Source organism: Thermodesulfatator atlanticus DSM 21156 (genome assembly GCF_000421585.1).
In the GTDB taxonomy this organism is placed as follows: domain Bacteria; phylum Desulfobacterota; class Thermodesulfobacteria; order Thermodesulfobacteriales; family Thermodesulfatatoraceae; genus Thermodesulfatator; species Thermodesulfatator atlanticus.
The window spans coordinates 22,851-41,291 of the sequence record NZ_ATXH01000022.1; the positions used below are offsets into that span (position 1 = coordinate 22,851).

The window sequence follows — 18,441 nt, forward strand, 5'->3', positions numbered from 1 at the left end:
TTTATGAGAAATGGTTGGTCCCCGTACTTTGGCGGGGTTTTAACAGGACTTTTGTTAATAACCTGGGTTCTTGCAACTACTTATCTTCTTGGTAAGACCAAATTCTTAGGGGCTTCGACGGCCTTTGTCCGGGTGGCGTCTTTGGTGGAAAATGCCGTAAATCCCGATGCGGTTAAGACCCTTTCCTATTACCAAAAATACAAGCCAAAGGTTGATTGGAAGTTGGTGCTGGTGTTTGTTGGGGTGCCTTTGGGGGCTTTTGCTGCTGCTGTTAAAAATAACGAATTTCGCGTGCGCATGACCCATGAACGCTTTCGTGCTGCCTTTGGCGACAAACCAGCCCTGCGCGCTTTTATGGCCTTTATCGGAGGTTTCCTCCTGGTCTATGGGGCAAGGCTTACCGGGGGGTGCCCAAGTGGGCATGGACTTTCGGGGATGTCCCAACTTTCTCTGTCGAGTTTTATAAGTATAGCCGGGTTTTTCGCAGGGGGAATTCCTCTGGCTTTAATTCTTTACAGGAAGCGGAGGGGATAACATGGAACTTTTCATGGGATTAGTAGCCGGGATAGTCTGGGGATATATCTTTCAGCGCACGCGCATCATTCGCTTTAACAAGCAAGTTGGTCTTTTGCTTTTGAAAGACTTCACCGTGCTCAAATACCTTTTGGCAGCGGTTACCGTTGGCACCATAGGGGTTAACCTTCTGGCTCAGTTTGGAGTTATTTCTTACGCTGTCAAGCCAACTTACGCCATGGCTAATTTTATTGGCGGGATTATTTTCGGCCTAGGTTGGGCGCTTTTGGGGTATTGTCCGGGGACATCCACGGGAGCTTTGGCTGAAGGTGCTATTGACGCCTTTTTTGGTATTTTAGGGGGAATATGTGGGGCGATAGCCTTTGCTCATACTTATGATTGGTGGAAAGCCCATGTTTATGGGATAGGAGCCATGGGAAAGGTGCGTATTCCTGAGTTGCTTTCTGTACATCCCCTTTTGGCAGCACTAGTTTTTGCCGCTATGTTAGTAGGATTTTGTTATTTTCTTGAGAAAAAAGACCTATGAAGCCGTTTTTGGTTAAAGCTAAAGAAGAAATAGCCCCTGGCTATGTGTTGCTCACCCTGGCAGGAGACCTTGCCCCTGCCCAGCCGGGGCAGTTTGTGATGTTAAGGGCCTGGCCAGCCTTTGATCCTCTACTTGCCAGGCCCTTTTCTATCCATGACGCAGCCCCTGGCCTTTTGAAAATTCTTTTCCAGGTTCGTGGAAGGGGGACAACGCTTCTTGCCCAAAAAAAGCCAGGGGATTTAATCGAAGTTTTGGGGCCGCTTGGGCGGGGATTTCCTGTTGAAGAAAATGCCCCTGCACTTTTAGTAGCTGGGGGAATTGGCATAGCGCCTTTTCTTTTTTTCGCCAAAAGGCTTTTGGAAGTCGGGCGCAAGGTCGTACTTTTTTATGGTGCCCGGGGAGAGGGAGACCTGCTTTGCCTTGAAGAGTTCGAAAGCTTAAACATTCCCCTAAAAATTTCTACTGAAGACGGCTCAAAAGGCGCAAAAGGCTTGGTAACCGACCTTCTTCAAACCTATCTTTCTCAGGATGGTAAGGGAATCGTCTATGCCTGCGGGCCCATGCCGATGCTTTCTGCGGTAGCAGAAGTTGCCCGGCACTTTAATACCAAGGCGTATGTGTCCCTTGAAGCTCACATGGCCTGTGGTCTGGGCATGTGCCTTGGCTGCACAGTGGCGCGCAAAGAAAAAGGCTTTTTGCACGTATGCAGCGAAGGCCCGGTGGTGCCGGCAGAGGCTGTTTTTTAAAGGAGCTCTTCTTTAAAAACAGGTCTTATTTCAACTCCGCGGTCTTTTAAGTATTTCTTTACTTCTTCAATAGAGACTTCTTTACGGTGAAAAATCCCTGCGGCAAGGGCGGCTTCTACGTCTGTTTTAGTGAAGACTTCGTAGAAATGTTCTGGGGATCCTGCACCACTTGAAGCAATCACCGGGATAGAGACAGCTTCTTTAACAGTCTTTATCAGCTCAATATCAAAGCCAAGGTTAGTGCCATCGCGGTCAATACTGTTAAGAAGTATCTCTCCGGCCCCAAGTTTTTCACAAACCTGGGCAAGAGTGATGGCATCTACATCTCGTCCTTCCCGGCCGCCTTTGATGGTGCATTGAAACCAGCAATATTTTTCACCATTTGGCCCGGGGATTTCCGTTTCAATAACCGGGTGGTTGGTCTTGGAAGGCGAATCCACATAGACCCTGCGGGGATCAATAGAGATTACCACGGCCTGGGCCCCGTAAACTTTTGAAATTGTTTCGATTGAGCTCTTGCCAGTGGCTTTTCCGGTGCGCAAGTAATCTTCAACAATTAGCACGGCGTCACTTCCAATGGAGACTTTATCTGCTCCTGAGCGGAAATAGGCAGCAGCCACTTCAAGGGCAGAGTAAAAGCGTCCGTCACGGTCCATAAAGTCCCTGATACCACCACCTATGGTCAAAGGGACAAAAACGTTTTGCGAGGTAAGCTTAAGCACCTCTAGCATGGGCAGGTCTTTTAAGGGAAAATCGCGAAAGCCGGTAATGTTGAGAAAGGTTATTTCGTCTGCCCCTTCGGTGTAATAACGCCTGGCAAGGTCAACGGGTTTACCCAGATTACGCACCCGGCCAGCTTCACGCACGTCGTACTGGTCACCTTTAGTAACAACAAGATCACCTTCGTCATTGGTGCGCACGTCAAGGCAGGCCACAATGCGCTTGGCAAGCCTTGTCTTTGAGGGGCAGTTTTCAGGGATAACCTCTTCGACATTATCAGCAAGGAAGTTTTTAAGTATCTTTAAGCCTGCCTGGCCGCTTTTTTCAGGATGAAACTGGGTTGCCAAGATATTTCCCTTTTTGATGGCACTTACGAACTCGTAGCCATAATCCGTGGTGCAGAGGATAATATCGTGTTCTTCAGGTACCACGTGGTATGAGTGCACGAAATAAAACTTTTCTTCTCCGGTTAAGCCATAAAAGAGTTTTGAAGGCTTTTTTACTTTTATGCCGTTCCAGCCAATGTGTGGCACAGAAAGCCCGGGGTCAAAACGCTTAACATATCCCTTAAAGACCCCAAGGCCTGAGACTCCTGGGGCTTCTTCAGATTTTTCAAACAAGGCCTGAAGCCCAAGGCAAATACCCAAAAATGGCCTATTTTCCTGAAGATATCTTCTTAGCGGTTCAAAATATTCTTTTTTGCGAAGGGTTTCGATAAGGGAGGAAAAATTTCCAACCCCGGGGAATACTAACTTTTCTGCAGTGAGGATGTCTTCAGGAGATTTAACGAATTTTACTTGATATCCCAGTCTTTCAATGGCGTTAACTACGCTTCTTACGTTCCCTGCGCCGTAATCTAAAAGCGTGACCATAATGCCCTCCTTTGGGGGCTAAACTTAAACTTTTACGAAGTAAGAAACAAGAGGGCAAAGGTCTCCAAGAGGGATTTTAAAACATGCCCCCGGCAGGACTCGAACCTGCGACACCGAGATTAGGAATCTCGTGCTCTATCCGCCTGAGCTACGGGGGCAAAGACACCTAAAAAATAACAACCGAAATGGATTTATGCAATTAGTTTGCTTTTCGCCAAAAGATCTTTTACCAGGAAGGGTCCGTTCTCTTTGCTCCAAAGAGATTGTTGGCGAATATTTCAAAGTTCTTATTATTCGATTATTCGAATTGAAGACATCTCTGTTGCAACCGTTGGTCAAAGGTCAAAAGTTGTCCTTTCTGTTTTCGTGCTTTTATGCACAGGAAACAATCGAGCAAACTGAGCCCTTTAGCTTCAAGAAAGAGATTAAAGGCTTCGAGCAATAGCTTCTTATTTCGGTTGACTACGCCTTTATAAAGCAGGAGATCTTTCAGCGCTTCCGCGGCTTCTATGGCAGGAACACCGTAGGTCTTGGTGAGAACATAAAAGGTCTCCAGCAAAACTTCCGAGAGAATAACGGCTTTCTGATGGCCTTGTTTCAAGGCTTCAAAGAAAGGCCGAATTTCTTGGTACTGTTCCTCAACATCAGCCAAAAGGTAGCGTAAAATGACGTTGGTATCAGGGAAGGTCACGGTACTCATCCGCTACTTTTTGCCAGGCGATTTCGCGCTCTTTCTCATGATAAAGAGGCTTTTTGACATATTTTTTGAATATCCCCCCCACATCCCTCACCGGTTCAAGGATAATTTTTCCCTTCTCAACCCTAAAACGCACCACATTCGTTCCCAGAAGCTCCCGCATTTTCTTGGGAATGGTAACCTGTCCCTTAGAAGTAATCTTTGCTAGGGCTTCCATGACTTACTCCTGATTAAAATCATTACTTTTATTTTTTATCCTTTCCTCGTCCATGTCAAGCGTAAATCAGCGCCTAGTTCCTAGAAGTTATTTTGCTATAAGGCCTTCGGCAGTGCCGTTGACACCCATTGCGAGCGCCGTTTTGATCCGTCATTGCGAGCGAACGTAGTGAGCGAAGCAATCTAGCTCCCTCACTGTATTCGGGCAGGGATCGCCACGGCAAGCTTTCGCTTGCCTCGCGATGACCAATGTTAGGATCATTGCGAGCGAGAGTTCTTTTTCATGGTCATTGCAAGACACGACGTGCCGAAGCAATCCCATGAGATCGCACGGGCGTACAAGTCGCCTTGCGAGGACACCTTGTCGATAATCATACCTCAATACTCATGCCGTCGTAGGCTGCTACCACGTCAAGCCTGAGCTTGCGGGAAAGTTTTGATGCTACCTGGTTGGGCCTTGCCTGAAGCATAGTCATGCCGAAATGTGTGAGGATGGCTTTCTCAGGCCTTAGTTTGCTCAGGATTTCTTCTGCGTCTCTTAGACACAAATGTTGTACATTTGGTGAGGGATGTGGCTTGTAGCGCACCACATTTAAAATCAGGATGTCACAGCCCTCATAGGACTTCAAAAGCCCTGGGAAGAACAAAGTATCTACCAAAAAGCCGACCTGTTTTTTGCCAAACTTAAAGACAAGGCCGTAAGTTTCTGCGGTGTGGTAATGCCGGCAGGAAGTCCGGAACGGGATGTTCCCCAGTTTGTATTCTTTTTCTGCTTCAAGGATTCTTATCTCTTTGAGATAAGGCCGCAGGTATTTTAAAACCACGGCGCTTTCGCCTTGCAGGCATTCCCGCGGGGCAAAAAGAACACCACGGCGTTTCAGCCCTCCTTCGGTTAGGCCGTCGATCAAAATGTTTACGTCGTTTGAGTGGTCAAGATGGGCGTGGGTAAGGATTATGCCAGATAGTTTTTCTACTGCCAAACGGGGTTTTTGTTTGGCCATGGCCACCAGGGTGCCAGGGCCTGGATCAAGCACAATACGAGTGCCGTCATGTTCAATATAGGTGCCTGCAGAAGAACGCAGTTGCTTGGCAACAACGAATCTAGCTCCAGCTGTGCCAAGGATTTTTATCGTGGCCATGGCTGCTCCTTATGGGAAATTAAGTTTTAAAAACTTTGTTGTAAAGCTTGCGTATTAAAAGATTTTGCCCCACACTTAAAGAGTGAATGAGTGGCAAAAACGTTTTCAAAAAGCCCGTACCGAAAAAGATCTACGTCTTTTAACTCAGAAGTTTTTTCGGGAGTCTTTAAAAGGGCTTCCGCCAGGCTTTCGCATAGAGGCAGAGGTGGTAAGTGTTTATCCACCAAGGATTTTAGTTAAGATTCCGGCGCACTCTGAAGGAAGTCCCATAAGGGTAGCAGAGGTGGATTTTTTAGTGGAAGAGCTAGAAAATTTCGGCCTAGAAGTAATCCTATGCTATCAAGACGACCTGGAGGAAATAAAATTTCATGCGCTTTAAGTGGGTAAGCTTTGATTGTTACGGCACCTTGATCGACTGGGAAAAAGGGATAATTTCTGCGCTAAGTCCCTATCTTGCCATGCTCCAAAGTTCACCTACCGAGAGAGAAATTCTGCGCCTTTATGCCAGGCTTGAGAGTCTTGCAGAAAAGACCTGGAAGCCTTATCGTCTGGTGCTTGAAGAAGTTGCCCAGGGCATGTTTCAAACATTTGGCCTTACGGTCACTAAGGAAATGAAAGAATTGTTTTGGCGAACGCTGCCTTCTTGGAAGCCTTTTCCCGAGGTAAAAGCCGCCCTTTTAAGCCTAAAGTCTCAGGGATTCAAAATCGCGATTATTTCAAACATCGACCCTGATTTGCTTGAAAAAAGCCTTGAGCAGATAGGGGCTTCTTTTGATGAATTGGTAACCGCCTATGAGGCTAGGTGCTACAAGCCATATCCTGAAATTTTTGCTCTGGCAGAAAAGAAATTTTCCTCTGCACCCCAGGAGATCTTTCACGTGGCCCAAAGCCTTTTTCACGACGTAGCTCCCGCACGCCAAAGAGGCTGGACAACCTGCTGGGTAAGACGCCCTGGGCGTGATACTTTTGGGGCCACACCCAAGGCTGAGGCGTTTCCTGATTATACTGTTTCTAGCCTTGCAGAAATTCCAGAATTGTTAAAGGGGCTTTTATGAGACCAAAAAACATTGTTATTTTGACTGGGGCTGGAATTTCTGCTGAATCAGGGATACAGACCTTTCGTGACAAGGGCGGGCTCTGGGAAAAGTATCGCCTTGAAGATGTAGCGACCCCTCAAGCTTTTCGCAAAAATCCCGCTTTTGTGCTTGATTTTTATAACAAGCGCAAAAAAGATTTGCTCAAAGTTGAGCCCAATGCGGCCCATTTTGCCCTGGCGCGCCTTGAAAAGGAATACCCAGGGAAGGTGCTTTTGGTTACCCAAAACGTTGATGACCTTCACGAGCGGGCTGGCAGCAAAAATTTAATCCACATGCATGGTGAGCTTTTAAAAGTCCGCTGTGAACATTGCGGAGCTATTTTTCGGGAAGAAGGCGATATCTTTGTGGATAATCCTTGTCCTTCCTGTGGGAAATCAGGTGGCCTAAGGCCCCATGTGGTCTGGTTTGGCGAGACGCCTCTTTTTTTAGAAAAAATTTATAGCGCCCTTAATGAATGCGATTTATTCGTCGCTATAGGCACTTCAGGTACGGTTTATCCTGCTGCAGGTTTTGTGGTGGTGGCCCGAAAAGCTGGGGCTTATTGTGTGGAGTTAAACCTTGAGCCATCTGCCATGGCGGATTATTTCCATGAGCATCATTATGGACCAGCAACCAAAATTGTCCCAACCTTTGTAGAAAAACTCTTACAAACTAAGATAAGTTTTGACACAGAAAAAAGTCCTTGATATAGGAAAATTTGATGGAAAAAAACGCATTTAAAGCCTCTCCAGAAACACTTGCCCGGGAAATCTGGGAAGAGGCTTATCTTCTTGTGGAAAAATTTGCCAAAATGATGCAAGAAAAAGGGGTAACCCTTACCCGCGAGCAATATCAAGACGCACTTATTGGCTTTTCTCAAACGCTTTTATTAGCATCTTCTTCCACCTATAAAAAAATATCTCCTGAGGAGGCCGAAGACTTAGAGCGCGAGATTTTTCTGGCCCTTGGGCGCATCATCCTTGAGGATTTTTTAGAAAGAGAGCCCACTGAGGCAGAATACGACTATTTTATAACTTACTTTCGCAGCGGGCTTGAGCTCCTGCGCAAAGAAATTTCCCAGGAAACCGAAACAGATCTTGACAAATTTGGTCCAGATCTCCGCAAGTACATCCAGTTTGTTTTATCCCGCCTCCTCGCGAAGATGGGAGAGGTCAGCCACTGAGAGAATTTGTTACCGCGTGTTTTTGCAAAATAGTTCTAATTGTTGTTTTCTCGATTTTCCCTTCCGCTACCTTTAAAGCCAAATCTACTAAATCATCTTCGTTCATATCAATTTCTATTCCGTGCATTTCCAAAAAAACTAAGGCACAAACAACTCCTGTTCTTTTATTCCCGTCCACAAAGGGATGATTTTTGATAATGTGGAAAATGTACGCCGCAGCCATGTCGAATATGTCTTCATGGAATAGTTTTTTACCAAACCCTGCTTTTGGTACCTCTATAGCGGACTTCAAGAGATTTAAGTCACGGAGACCTGGTGCCCCTCCATATCTTTTTATTTGATCAGAATGGATACGTAATACTTCACCAAGTGTTAGGAAGTAATAAGTCATTATTCAGCTAGGTGTTTGAGGGCGCGGGCGTATTTTTGGTTAATTTTTTCTAAAGCTTTTTCGAATTTTTGTTGACGAGAAGTATCTCGAATAGGATGAATAATGATAACTTCTCCGTCTGTAAAAATATCAAAAGGGGTATCAATATCAATTTGAAGCTTCTTTGCTAGATCATCATCCATTACAAGCACTAATTCTTTCCCTTTTTTGCTTAATCTTAACATTTTTTGTCCCTACTTCTTTTATTTAAACATAAAGATATTGATTTTAATTCAAGTGTCAAATTTTATCCCGCCTCCTCGCGAAGATGGGAGAGGTCAGCCACTGAGAGGAATTCACCTTAAGCTTTACCTGAAATATTTATGTTCAACTATTAAAACGGTATATTTCTCGTCGGTGGCCTATTCTCAACACGAGTACCACTAATCTATCATCTTGGATATCACAAATGATACGATAGTCTCCCACACGATAACGCCAAAATTCTCCTAAAGGTCCCTTCAAAGGTTTTCCTTTAAGGCGGGGATCTTTTAACTCTTTGAGATTTCTCAGAAAATCCCTGATGCGTTTTGCTTCCTGGGGATCAAGTCTTTTCAAAACTTTCAGAGCCGAACGGGAAATTTCAATCTTCCAGCCCAAGTTCTTTCTCCGCTTTGTCTAAAGAGAAAGTCGGCTCTTCGCCTTTCTTTATCTTTTCTAAAACTTCAGCCGCAAGATAGTAATCCTCAAGGTCATCAAGCCCTTTCAGGATCAGCTCCCTCAAATAATAACTCTTGGTGCGCCCTGTAAGCCTGGCTAGCCGATCAATCCTTTCCTCTACCTCTCTAGGAAGACGCACCGTAATGGGCATTTTAACTGCCTCCGTCCTTTGTAGTTTTTGAGACCTTTACAAAACACTTTTAAGGTTTGCTATGGGATCCCTTACGGTTGTGCGTTGTATGCTTTGTATTCAAAATAATACACATAAACTTATGAAGCAATCTGGTTATTTTTTCCTGTTAAAAAACCCTTATCCCGCCTCCTCGCGAAGATGGGAGAGGTCAGCCACTGAGAGAAATAGCTCAGCAATGCGCTGAAGAAGGCCAAGCCTGTTGTTTTTCAGGGCCTCATCCTCAACCATCACGAAGACTTTGTCAAAAAAGAAGTCTATGGGCTCCTTGAGCTTGATAAACCCGCGCAAGGCTTCTTCGTATTTGCCGGCTTCAATAAGCGGCATGGTTTCTTCTTTTACCGCAAGGTAGCTTTCGTAGAGTTTTTGTTCGGCCTCTTCTACCAGGAATTTTTCCTGAAAAGGAAGGCGGGAGTCTAACTTTTTCACCATGTTCATGACACGCTTAAAAGCCACGGCAAGTTCAGGAAAGTCCTTACTTTCATAGACTTTTTTAAGGGCAGAAGCCCTATTGAGGGCATCTACCAGGTCGTCAAAACCAGTAGCCATGACCGCCTTGATAATGTCCTCGCGAAAACCTCGCGCAGCAAGGCTCCCTTCAAAGCGTTTTCCTATGAACTGCTTAACTTCTTGGTGAATCTCTTCCCTGGGGAGTTTTAATTTTTCCTCAAGCAGCTTAAGGGCTTCGTTTATGAATGCAGAAAGAGATAGGTGAAGTTCCTTATCAAGGATTATTTCGATGATACCGTAAGCTGCACGGCGCAGGCCAAAGGGATCTGTGGCGCCCGTTGGTTTTTCTCCAATTCCAAAAAACGCACAAAGGGTGTCCATTTTATCTGCTAGGGCTACGATAGCTCCCAAAATGCTTTGGGGAAGCTCTCCGCCTGAAGTAGTTGGCAGGTAGTGTTCGTAGATGGCCTGGGCTACTTCTTCAGGTTCTCCTGAAAGAAGGGCGTATTCCTTGCCCATGATTCCCTGCAGGCTTGAAAATTCCTGGACAAGTTCGGTTACGAGGTCCGCCTTGGCAAGGTGGGCAGCCCTTAAAGCAAGTTCGACTTTGTCTGGAGCAAACTCCCGGGCGAGCCAGGCAGAAAGCGCTTCCATGCGCTTAGTTTTGTCGTAAAGACTTCCAAGTTCAGCATGATATCCCACGTGGGCAAGTTCTTTCACTCGTTCTTCCAGCGGGATTTTTTTGTCGCGTTCAAAGTAAAAACTTGCGTCTTCAAGGCGTGCGCGAAGAACTCTTTCATGCCCTGCCTTAAGAAGCGAAGGGTCTTCGGGCCTGGTGTTGTTTACTGCGATGAAATGGGGAAGGAGTTCGCCTTTTTCGTTCACCACGGCAAAATATCGCTGGTGTTCCCTCATAGCAGTGATGAGCACCGGCCTTGGTAGTGCCAAAAACTTTTCGTCAAAGCTTCCCAGGGTGGCATAGGGGAACTCTATTAGGTTGGCATTTTCGTGAAGAAGTTCGACATCTTCCAGCACTTTTGCGGAAACATCAAGGGCTGCGTCGGTTATTTCGTCTTTGGTGCGCGCAAGTCTTTCTTCTGGCTCAACAATGACAAAGGCCTCACGGAGCTTACGCACATAGCCCACAAAATCTTCGATTTCAATAGGGTTGGGCGCCATGAACCTATGTCCATAGGTGACGTTGCTAGCCTTAAGTCCTGCTATCTCAAAGGGGACAATTTGCTTTCCATAAAGAGCTAAAAACCAGCGAATGGGTCTTGCAAAACGCAAACGATAAGCCCCCCAACGCATGGTCTTGGGAAAAGGAAGCTCTGTCACAAGCTTTTCCAGCACCTTGGGCAAGAGCTTGATGGTTTCTTCTCCGGGAACTTTTTTCTGCACGTATACGTATTCGCCTTTGGGCGTTTGCTTTATTTTGAGTTCTTCTACGGAAACTCCCTGTTTCTGAGCAAAACCAAGGGCTGCTTTGGTAGGGTTTCCTTCTTGGTCAAAGGCAGCTTGTTTAGGGGGTCCCATGATTTCTTCGGTTCTATCTGGCTGTTTGTCAGAAAGTTCAGCCACGTAAAGGGTAAGCCGCCGGGGGGTGCCAAGGGTTTTTATACCCCCAAAAGAAAGGGAGAGCCTTTCAAACTCAGCTTTGGCCAGGTCTTTTAAGGCCTTGAGAGCAGGGTCTATAAACCTTGCCGGAAGCTCTTCGGTGCCAATTTCAAAAAGCAAATCTTTAGCCATTTTGCTCACCTTTTAGGGGATTTTTAAGCCAAACTTCAGCAGATTTTTTGGCAAGGGCCCGCACTCTTGCGATGTACGTGGTGCGCTCTGCCACAGAAAGGGCCTTGCGGGCATCAAGGAGATTGAAAATATGCGAGCATTTTATGCAACAATCATAGCCAGGTAGCGCCAGGCCTTCGTCCAGGATGCGAAATCCTTCTTTTTCCCAGGCATCGAAAAGATTACGCAGCATGTCTACATCTGCGGCTTCGAAATTGTAGATGGAATATTCCACCTCACCGCGGTGATGCACTTCGCCGTATTTAACATGTTCATTCCAGGCAAGTTCAAAGACGTTGTCAACGCCCTGGAGATACATGGTTAGCCGTTCAAGGCCGTAGGTTATTTCCACGGTTACCGGGTAGCAGTCAAAGCCTCCCACCTGCTGGAAATAGGTGAACTGGGTGATTTCCATGCCATCAAGCCAGACTTCCCAGCCAAGGCCCCATGCTCCCAGGGTAGGGGACTCCCAGTCGTCTTCTACAAAGCGCACGTCGTGGTTACGAAGATCAAGGCCAAAGGCCTCAAGGCTTTGAAGGTAGAGCTCCTGAATATTGTCTGGCGAAGGTTTAATGACCACCTGATACTGATAGTAGTGCTGCAGGCGGTTTGGGTTTTCTCCATAGCGGCCGTCTGTAGGGCGGCGGGAGGGTTGTACGTAGGCTGCCTTCCAGGGCTCAGGCCCCAGAGAACGCAGAAAAGTGGCTGGATGGAAAGTCCCCGCGCCTACTTCCATGTCATAAGGTTGCAGGATAAGGCAACCCTTTTCTGCCCAGAACTTGTTAAGGGTTTTGATTACGTCCTGAAAATACATTTTCCGCCTCCGCTTACGTCTTGGCACAAAGCTTAGACGCAACCCTTTGATTTCTCAAGGGGTTTATCTTAAAACATAGAACATGATGCGCATAAAAGGGGCCAAGATTCACAACTTAAAAAACGTATCCCTTGAGCTACCGGAAAGGGCTCTTATTTGTGTTACCGGGGTTTCTGGTTCTGGCAAGTCAAGTCTGGCCTTTGATACCATCTGCCAGGAAGCGCGCAGGCGCTATCTTTCCATGCTCAAGGTCTCTGAACCCCAGGCCTTTTTTGGGGAAGCTCCGCCCCTTGACGCGGCAGAGGGTCTTCCCCCTGCAGTGGGACTTCCTCAAAAGGTTCCTACGCCTTCGCCGCGCTCCACCGTGGGCACCCTTAGCGGGATTTTGAATTTTTTGCGGGTGCTTTTTGCGGAGCTAGGAAGCTTTCGCTGTGAATCCTGTGGCCAAATGGTGGCGAGCTTTACGCTACAGGAAATGCTTGATGACATTTTTTCTTTTTTCCCAGAGAATGAAAAGCTTCTTGTGCTTGCGCCGCTTTTCAATGTTGGCAAAGAAGCTGTTTCTTATCTTACCTCTCAGGGTTTTTTTCGGTTTTATGTTTCCGGCCGTTTGATAGACACTACAGAAGAAGGACTTCCTCAGGATCTGAGGGAGCTTGCGGTGCTGGTGGATCGCCTGGTGCTTAAAGAAGACGCTAAAAGTCGCCTTGAAGAGGCTTTACGTCTTGGGCTTTCCCTGACACGTGGGCTTATCTGGTTAAAGGCCTTTAAAGGGGAAAAAGAACTTAGGCTAACTCGGGGGGAACTTTGTCCGTTTTGTGGGGCACGTATTCCGGAAATTCGGCCTGAGTCTTTTTCTTTTAATCATCCGCTTGGTGCCTGTCCCCATTGCAAAGGTTTGGGAGAAAAAGAAGGTCAAATTTGTCCGATTTGCCAGGGCGCTCGCCTCAAAAAAGAAGCGCAAAATGTTTTTGTTAATGGAAAAAACTTCGTTGAGCTTTGCCAAAGGCCTCTTGCAGAACTGGATAGCTTTTTGTCCCAGTGTTCGTTTTCAGGGCAAAAGGCCCGGGTTTTTGAAGGGCTTTTTACCGAAATTGCCCCGCGGCTGCGTGCACTTCTTGATTTAGGCCTGGAGCATCTTGAACTTTTCCGTCCTGCTACCAGGCTTTCTTTGGGCGAGCTTCAGCGCCTAAGGGTCGCTGCGTTTTTTGGAGAAAGGCTCTCTGGTTGCCTTTATGTATTTGACGAGCCTGGGGTGGGTCTTTCGCCTTTTGAAAAAGAAAGGCTTCTTTTTCTTTTCCGGGAGCTTGTCGCTCAGGGCAATACCGTGATTTTAGTGGAACATGATCCCTTTTTTATAACCGCGGCGGATGTGGTGGTGGAGATGGGGCCAGGGGCTGGTAAAGAAGGCGGAGAAATTCTTTTTGTCGGCCCTCCTGAAGAACTCGCAAGGCGAGCAGAGCTTCCCACCGGGAGTTTTCTTTCTGGCAAGAAAAGACTTTCGCGCAGAAAAATAGCGGCCAAGAAATACCTGGAGGTTTGTGGAAAAAAAATTATACAAGGCGGGCTTACCTGCCTTTGTGGACCTTCAGGGGCAGGGAAAACATCTCTTCTTAAGGAACTTGCCAGGAGCCCTTTAGCAAATTTTATTACGCCTGCAGAGGCCCGGGGAAGAGAAAGCATTGTAGCAAGCTATATCGAGGCTTTGCGCCCGTTAAGAGAGCTTTTCGCAGCCACCAAAGAAGCCCGCGCCAGAGGGCTTAAGCCCTCGCATTTTAGTTTTTTTGCCAAAGAGGGGCGCTGCCCTTTGTGCAAAGGGCAGGGAAAATATGAAGTAAAAATTCCTTACCTTCCTTCCCTGTGGGCTGTTTGTGAAGAATGCCTGGGAACCAGATTCAGACGCGATGTGCTTGAAATAAGGTACCGTGGGTTAAACATCCACGAAGTTTTGTCGCTCACTGTTGACGAAGCATTTTCTTTTTTTGCCAGAGTGCCATCCTTGGTAGAAAGGCTTTCTTTACTTGCTGAAGTTGGGCTTGGCTACTTGATTCTTGGCCAAGAGCTTGCAAGTCTTTCTGGGGGTGAGCGTCAGCGCTTAAGACTTGCCAGGCTCCTTCTTAAGCGCGAAAAAAGCAAGCTTCTTCTTTTTGATGTGCCTACCGTTGGGCTTCATTTAAAAGACGTGGAAAAGCTTCTCATTCTATTTGAACGTTTAATGGCAGAGGGCTATTCCATCGTGGTGGCTGATAATCATCCCGCTTTTGTGCTCCTTGCAGACGAGTTATGGGAACTTTCAGAAGGGGAAGTCATCTTTTCCGGCAGTCCTAACGATTGGCTTTCCAGGAGAGATCATTTTGCCAGGTATTTTGACAAATATCGGTCGTTTATAGAAAGCTGATTTTTCTTTGCCGAAAAGATGTTATTCTTTAGCCTAAATAAAACAAGGAGGTTTAGCTATGAAGAACTGGCCCAAGTTAGGCGTTTTGTTAGTGGTGCTTTTTTTGGTGGCAAGTTGTACTCTCCCAGGGCAAGAAAGGCCCAAAACTACCCCTCAGGTTCAGCGTCCTCTTTATACGGGAACGGAATTCCCTAACATAGTCGCCCCAAGAGATATGAGCGTTGATCAGGAAAAGACTATGATTGTCCGCACCAAGAATTACATAGGCGGGGTTTTGGTGTTAAAAGGTCGGGTTAAGGCCCGCTCTCTTGAACGCTTTTTTAAAGACCAGCTAGCTTCTCGTGGTTGGGAACTCACCGGAAGCATCTACTACAAAAATATTTTGCTCACTTTTAAACGCGCTAACGGTTTTTGCATGGTCTATATCGTTGATCATCCCATGACCACCGAAGCCCAAATCTGGGCAAGCGAAACCTTAGAAGATGTTTCTTACCAATAAAAGGATTCTGTTGGGAGTAACTGGAGGGATTGCGGCTTATAAGGCCGCAGCCCTCTTAAGGCTTTTACAAAAAGTAGGCGCCAATGTGCGGGTTATCCTCACAGAAGGCGCAGAGGCTTTTATTTCTCCCCTTACCTTTGAGGCCCTCTCCCAGGAAAAAGTCTTTACTCAGGCCGATTTTTTAAAGCCTCAGGGAGGTTTCATCCCCCATACCGAGTTAGCCCGGTTTGCTGAAGCGGTGGTAGTTGCGCCTGCTACTGCTTCTTTCCTGGCCTCTCTTACTTCTGGTGATGCCCAGAGCATTCTTGTGGCAACCATCATGGCTACCAAAGCCCCGGTGCTGCTTTGCCCTGCTATGAATGTAAACATGTGGGAGCACCCTGCGGTAAAAGAAAATATTGCCAAGCTCCGTTCCTGGAGCTACGAGGTTTTGGCGCCGTGCGGGGGGGAACTTGCCTGTGGTGATGTCGGCCCAGGGCGGCTCCCTGAGCCAGAACTAATCGCCGATTTTTTAGCACGGCTCCTTGCGCCTGCTGATTATCAAGGCAAAAAGGTTTTGATAACTGCAGGTCCTACCCGGGAGCCCATTGATGCGGTGCGTTTTATCTCAAACCGCTCTTCAGGGAAGATGGGGCTTGCCCTTGCCAAGGCGTTTTGGCTACGCGGAGCAGAGGTCATGCTTGTGCACGGGCCGCTTTCGGTAAAAATCCCCTCTTATTTATCCCAAAGGCCTGTTGAAACCGCGCAGGAGATGTATCAGGTGGTAAATGAGCTTTTTCCCGGAGTTGATATCTTAGTTATGGCTGCTGCCGTGGCTGATTACACCCCTGTGAAAACCTTTTCAGGAAAACTCAAAAAGAAGGAAAAAGAACTCGTGTTCACCCTCAAAAAGACCCCTGACATTTTGGCAGAAGTTTCCGCTAAGAAGCGCCCGGGCCAGGTAGTTGTAGGCTTTGCAGCAGAAGAAGGAGAAAAACTGCCTGAAGAAGCCAGGCGTAAGTTAAAGGCCAAACACCTCGATTTAATCGTTGCTAACGACATTACTCGTTGTGAAACCGGTTTTGAAACCGAGACGAACGAAGTTTTTCTCTTTTTTGCCAATGGTAAAGAGCTTAAGCTTCCCCTGGCCCCGAAAGAGAAGATAGCCTGGCAGATACTTGATGCGTTAAAGGAGCAGCTTGGTGAAATTTTATCAGCAAAGGCTTAAGAGGTTAAGGCTTTCCCTGGCACGCCTGGCGGATGCCATCCTCATCACCTGTCCGGAAAACAGGCGCTATCTTTCAGGTTTTTCCCCTAGTGATGTTAGCCTTACGGAGAGTTCAGGGGCACTTTTGATAACCAGCAAAGAAGCTTTTTTGCTCACAGATCCCCGCTATCAGGAAGAAGCCAAAGAATGTGCGCCTCTTTTTGAGCCCTGTATTTATCGCAAAGGCCTTGTTGCTGAGCTTGAAAAGCTTCTCCCTTTACTCGGGGTAAAAAAGCTTCTGGTTGAGCCATCGTATGTTTCTCTTTCCTCTTTTAGACTTATGGAAAAAAAACTTTCCTGTGAAATCGTTGAGGCCAGGCCTTTAGTAGAAAAGCTCCGTGCGGTAAAAGACGAACACGAGATAAAACTCATTCAGGAATCTCTTCGCATTGCAGAAGAGATTTTGGCTGTCGTTGCCAAAGAAATTCGGCCGGGGGTTTCTGAGAAAGAAATCGCTGCCAGGATCATTATGTTGAGCCATTTGAAGGCAGAAGGGCCGTCTTTTCCGCCTATCGTGGCAAGTGGAAGGAATGCTGCTCGGCCTCATGCGGAGCCATCAGACAAAAAGCTAGCCCTTCACGAGCCCCTTATCATCGACATGGGAGTTAAGTGGCAGGGCTACTGTTCTGACATCACCCGTACTTTTTGGGTAGGGGAGCCCGATGAGCGTTTTATAAAGGTCTATTCCCTGGTTAAGAAAGCCAAAGAGGCCGCCGAGGCTCAGATAAGAGCCGGGGTAAAAGGGGCTCTTCCTGACCTTGCTGCCAGGGAGGTATTTAAAAAAGAAGGCGTTGATAAAAACTTTTGGCATTCTTTGGGCCATGGCGTAGGGCTCGCCATCCACGAAGCCCCTACCCTTTCTTTTCGCTCCCGCCGCCATTTGAGGCCAAACCAGGTAGTTACCGTTGAGCCCGGGCTTTATTTTCCCGAATGGGGCGGGGTGCGCCTGGAAGATATGGTCGTGATAACTAAGCAGGGCTTTAAACGTTTAAATTCCCTTGGATTTCTTAGTTTTTAACTTCTTTGCGGGCTAAGACGAAAATTTCGCGGCTTTCTGAACGGGTGCTCTTTGGGCGGAATCTTTTGACTGGTCCGAGCCTTTTTTTTACTTCCTCAACAAAACGCGGAAAGGCCTCTCCTTCAAAAACTTTGACGAAAAAAACTCCCCCGGTTTTAAGGGTTTTTTCAGCAATTTCAAGGGCTCTTTCAGCAAGGTTTATAGAGCGAAAGTGGTCTCCTGAGCGGTCGCCTGTGGTTTTAGGGGCCATGTCGCTTAATACCGCGTCAAAGGCTTCGGTTTCTGTAGCCTTGAGAATTTCTTCTGGTCCAATTTCAAAAATGTCTTTTTGGAGGAAGACAAAATTCGGGGCGGTGATTTTTACCGGGCTTAAGTCAACGCCCACGACTTTTCCGGTTTTACCTACCTTTTGAAGGGCATATTTGCTCCAGGAGCCAGGCGCAGCTCCAAGGTCAAGGATTATCTGGCCGCGTTTAAGCAGGCGGTATTTTTTGTCTGCTTCTTGGAGTTTGTAAACAGAGCGGGCGGGATATTTTTCCTGCTTGGCTTTTTTGGCATAGTAATCACGGGGTTTATAAGGCATAGAGGCTATCCCCAAATAGCACAGATTTAAAATTGGTCCTACAGGCTTACCAGCTTTTAGGTGTTCTTAACTATTTCAGGATTAAGGGGTTCTAAGTATTCCCCTCCCATGCGCACCAAAAGCACACCCCGCTTGTTGGCAAGGTTTATTAAGTCTTCAGGGATACGAAAAGCTGCAAGAACTGGAATAATTTTCTTTTCCCGGTATGCTGGCTCAAAAAACATCAAGTCTTCTAAGGCGTTTTTTAGCTGATTGAAATCTTCACTGCGTGCCTGGCTTTTTACTTCGGCGGCAAATATTAATTCTTGGCCCTTTTCATCTTCTGCCACCACGATAGCGTCGTACTGGCGAAATTTTCCTGCTTTTTTGTATCCTACATCAAGCATGCGTTTGCTTATGGTGTATCCAAAAGATTCTACCAGATAAGGAACTCCAGGAGCAAAAATATCTTCTGCAAGGGTGCCCATTCGCTCTGCAATCTCACCCCATTTTTGGCGCATTTTTTTCATCTCAGTTTGAAATTCATCACGCATCTCTTTCAATTCAGTCTGGAATTCTTCGCGCATTTCTTTCATCTCAGCCCGGAATTCTTCGCGCATCTCTTTCATCTCAGCCCGGAATTCTTCGCGCATTTCTTTCATCTCAGTCTGGAATTC

The 18,441-nt window shown here is 46.8% G+C and carries 23 protein-coding genes and 1 tRNA gene; 11 read left to right on the forward strand and 13 right to left on the reverse strand.

Annotated features, from left to right (window positions below):
- Window positions 1–3 precede the first annotated feature (3 nt).
- From H528_RS0109000 to H528_RS0109010, 3 genes are read left to right on the forward strand one after another with little or no spacing between them, the layout of a single operon-like run.
- Window positions 4–534, forward strand: coding sequence for a YeeE/YedE thiosulfate transporter family protein (locus tag H528_RS0109000; RefSeq protein ID WP_022853992.1), 531 nt, complete (start codon window positions 4–6; stop codon window positions 532–534).
- Between the two features lies 1 nt (window position 535).
- On the forward strand, window positions 536–1,060 hold the full coding sequence (locus H528_RS0109005; RefSeq protein ID WP_022853993.1) for a YeeE/YedE thiosulfate transporter family protein: 525 nt from the start codon (window positions 536–538) through the stop codon (window positions 1,058–1,060).
- Window positions 1,057–1,806 carry a dihydroorotate dehydrogenase electron transfer subunit gene (locus tag H528_RS0109010; protein ID WP_022853994.1) on the forward strand — a complete coding sequence of 250 codons (750 nt, stop codon included), beginning with the start codon at window positions 1,057–1,059 and terminating at the stop codon, window positions 1,804–1,806. The genes H528_RS0109005 and H528_RS0109010 overlap by 4 nt, the downstream gene beginning before the upstream one ends.
- Here H528_RS0109010 and H528_RS0109015 read toward each other — a convergent pair.
- The 5 genes from H528_RS0109015 to H528_RS0109035 form a co-directional block, all read right to left on the reverse strand.
- Window positions 1,803–3,398, reverse strand: coding sequence for an imidazole glycerol phosphate synthase HisHF (locus H528_RS0109015; protein WP_022853995.1), 1,596 nt, complete (start codon window positions 3,396–3,398; stop codon window positions 1,803–1,805). The genes H528_RS0109010 and H528_RS0109015 overlap by 4 nt on opposite strands.
- Window positions 3,399–3,482: 84 nt before the next feature.
- A tRNA-Arg gene (locus tag H528_RS0109020) sits at window positions 3,483–3,556 on the reverse strand.
- Between the two features lie 140 nt (window positions 3,557–3,696).
- Window positions 3,697–4,089, reverse strand: a complete 393-nt coding sequence (locus H528_RS0109025) for a type II toxin-antitoxin system VapC family toxin (protein WP_022853996.1) — start codon at window positions 4,087–4,089, stop codon at window positions 3,697–3,699.
- A complete protein-coding gene (locus tag H528_RS0109030; protein WP_022853997.1) occupies window positions 4,076–4,312 on the reverse strand; it encodes an AbrB/MazE/SpoVT family DNA-binding domain-containing protein in 237 nt (78 codons plus the stop codon). The genes H528_RS0109025 and H528_RS0109030 overlap by 14 nt, the downstream gene beginning before the upstream one ends.
- Window positions 4,313–4,682: 370 nt before the next feature.
- Window positions 4,683–5,450: an MBL fold metallo-hydrolase gene (locus H528_RS0109035; RefSeq protein WP_022853998.1), complete on the reverse strand. Its 768-nt coding sequence runs from the start codon at window positions 5,448–5,450 to the stop codon at window positions 4,683–4,685.
- Window positions 5,451–5,532: 82 nt separating this feature from the next.
- On the opposite strand from H528_RS0109035, the gene H528_RS0109040 reads away from it, so the two are divergent.
- Genes H528_RS0109040 through H528_RS0109055 form a run of 4 tightly spaced genes read left to right on the forward strand, consistent with a single transcriptional unit; the run spans window position 5,533 to window position 7,709 of the window.
- Window positions 5,533–5,829 carry a hypothetical protein gene (locus tag H528_RS0109040; RefSeq protein ID WP_022853999.1) on the forward strand — a complete coding sequence of 99 codons (297 nt, stop codon included), beginning with the start codon at window positions 5,533–5,535 and terminating at the stop codon, window positions 5,827–5,829.
- Complete coding sequence (locus H528_RS0109045; RefSeq protein ID WP_022854000.1) at window positions 5,819–6,505, forward strand: haloacid dehalogenase type II; 687 nt, start codon at window positions 5,819–5,821, stop codon at window positions 6,503–6,505. Before H528_RS0109040 ends, H528_RS0109045 begins: the two co-directional genes overlap by 11 nt.
- Window positions 6,502–7,233 (forward strand): Sir2 family NAD+-dependent deacetylase, encoded by a 732-nt coding sequence (gene cobB / locus H528_RS13340; protein WP_022854001.1) that lies wholly within the window; start codon window positions 6,502–6,504, stop codon window positions 7,231–7,233. The genes H528_RS0109045 and cobB overlap by 4 nt, the downstream gene beginning before the upstream one ends.
- Window positions 7,234–7,247: 14 nt before the next feature.
- Entirely contained in the window at window positions 7,248–7,709 is a 462-nt protein-coding gene (locus tag H528_RS0109055; protein ID WP_022854002.1) for a hypothetical protein, read from the forward strand.
- Here the strand turns inward: H528_RS0109055 and H528_RS0109060 are convergent.
- The 6 genes from H528_RS0109060 to H528_RS0109085 all read right to left on the reverse strand — a co-directional run bounded on the left by H528_RS0109060 (window position 7,699) and on the right by H528_RS0109085 (window position 12,041).
- Window positions 7,699–8,100 (reverse strand): type II toxin-antitoxin system death-on-curing family toxin, encoded by a 402-nt coding sequence (locus H528_RS0109060; RefSeq protein WP_022854003.1) that lies wholly within the window; start codon window positions 8,098–8,100, stop codon window positions 7,699–7,701. The two genes, H528_RS0109055 and H528_RS0109060, sit on opposite strands and share 11 nt — an antisense overlap.
- Complete coding sequence (locus H528_RS0109065; protein ID WP_022854004.1) at window positions 8,100–8,324, reverse strand: hypothetical protein; 225 nt, start codon at window positions 8,322–8,324, stop codon at window positions 8,100–8,102. Before H528_RS0109065 ends, H528_RS0109060 begins: the two co-directional genes overlap by 1 nt.
- 142 nt (window positions 8,325–8,466) lie before the next feature.
- Window positions 8,467–8,739, reverse strand: a complete 273-nt coding sequence (locus tag H528_RS0109070) for a type II toxin-antitoxin system RelE family toxin (RefSeq protein WP_022854005.1) — start codon at window positions 8,737–8,739, stop codon at window positions 8,467–8,469.
- Complete coding sequence (gene relB, locus H528_RS0109075; protein ID WP_022854006.1) at window positions 8,723–8,950, reverse strand: type II toxin-antitoxin system RelB family antitoxin; 228 nt, start codon at window positions 8,948–8,950, stop codon at window positions 8,723–8,725. The genes H528_RS0109070 and relB overlap by 17 nt, the downstream gene beginning before the upstream one ends.
- Window positions 8,951–9,109: 159 nt before the next feature.
- Window positions 9,110–11,188: a glycine--tRNA ligase subunit beta gene (gene glyS, locus H528_RS0109080; protein WP_022854007.1), complete on the reverse strand. Its 2,079-nt coding sequence runs from the start codon at window positions 11,186–11,188 to the stop codon at window positions 9,110–9,112.
- Entirely contained in the window at window positions 11,181–12,041 is an 861-nt protein-coding gene (locus tag H528_RS0109085) for a glycine--tRNA ligase subunit alpha (protein ID WP_022854008.1), read from the reverse strand. The genes glyS and H528_RS0109085 overlap by 8 nt, the downstream gene beginning before the upstream one ends.
- 82 nt (window positions 12,042–12,123) lie before the next feature.
- Between H528_RS0109085 and H528_RS0109090 the strand changes: the two genes are divergently transcribed.
- Genes H528_RS0109090 through H528_RS0109105 form a run of 4 tightly spaced genes read left to right on the forward strand, consistent with a single transcriptional unit; the run spans window position 12,124 to window position 17,202 of the window.
- Window positions 12,124–14,439: an excinuclease ABC subunit UvrA gene (locus tag H528_RS0109090; RefSeq protein WP_033396472.1), complete on the forward strand. Its 2,316-nt coding sequence runs from the start codon at window positions 12,124–12,126 to the stop codon at window positions 14,437–14,439.
- A 58-nt stretch (window positions 14,440–14,497) separates the two neighbouring features.
- A complete protein-coding gene (locus tag H528_RS0109095) occupies window positions 14,498–14,938 on the forward strand; it encodes a hypothetical protein (RefSeq protein ID WP_022854010.1) in 441 nt (146 codons plus the stop codon).
- Between the two features lie 10 nt (window positions 14,939–14,948).
- Window positions 14,949–16,145: a bifunctional phosphopantothenoylcysteine decarboxylase/phosphopantothenate--cysteine ligase CoaBC gene (gene coaBC, locus H528_RS0109100; RefSeq protein ID WP_218969830.1), complete on the forward strand. Its 1,197-nt coding sequence runs from the start codon at window positions 14,949–14,951 to the stop codon at window positions 16,143–16,145.
- Window positions 16,120–17,202 carry a M24 family metallopeptidase gene (locus tag H528_RS0109105; protein WP_022854012.1) on the forward strand — a complete coding sequence of 361 codons (1,083 nt, stop codon included), beginning with the start codon at window positions 16,120–16,122 and terminating at the stop codon, window positions 17,200–17,202. The genes coaBC and H528_RS0109105 overlap by 26 nt, the downstream gene beginning before the upstream one ends.
- Here H528_RS0109105 and H528_RS0109110 read toward each other — a convergent pair.
- Window positions 17,192–17,785, reverse strand: coding sequence for an RlmE family RNA methyltransferase (locus tag H528_RS0109110; RefSeq protein WP_022854013.1), 594 nt, complete (start codon window positions 17,783–17,785; stop codon window positions 17,192–17,194). The genes H528_RS0109105 and H528_RS0109110 overlap by 11 nt on opposite strands.
- A 56-nt stretch (window positions 17,786–17,841) precedes the next feature.
- Window positions 17,842–18,441 (reverse strand): DUF8196 domain-containing protein (locus H528_RS14135; RefSeq protein ID WP_084677697.1); only part of this gene is annotated, 600 nt, incomplete at its 5' end.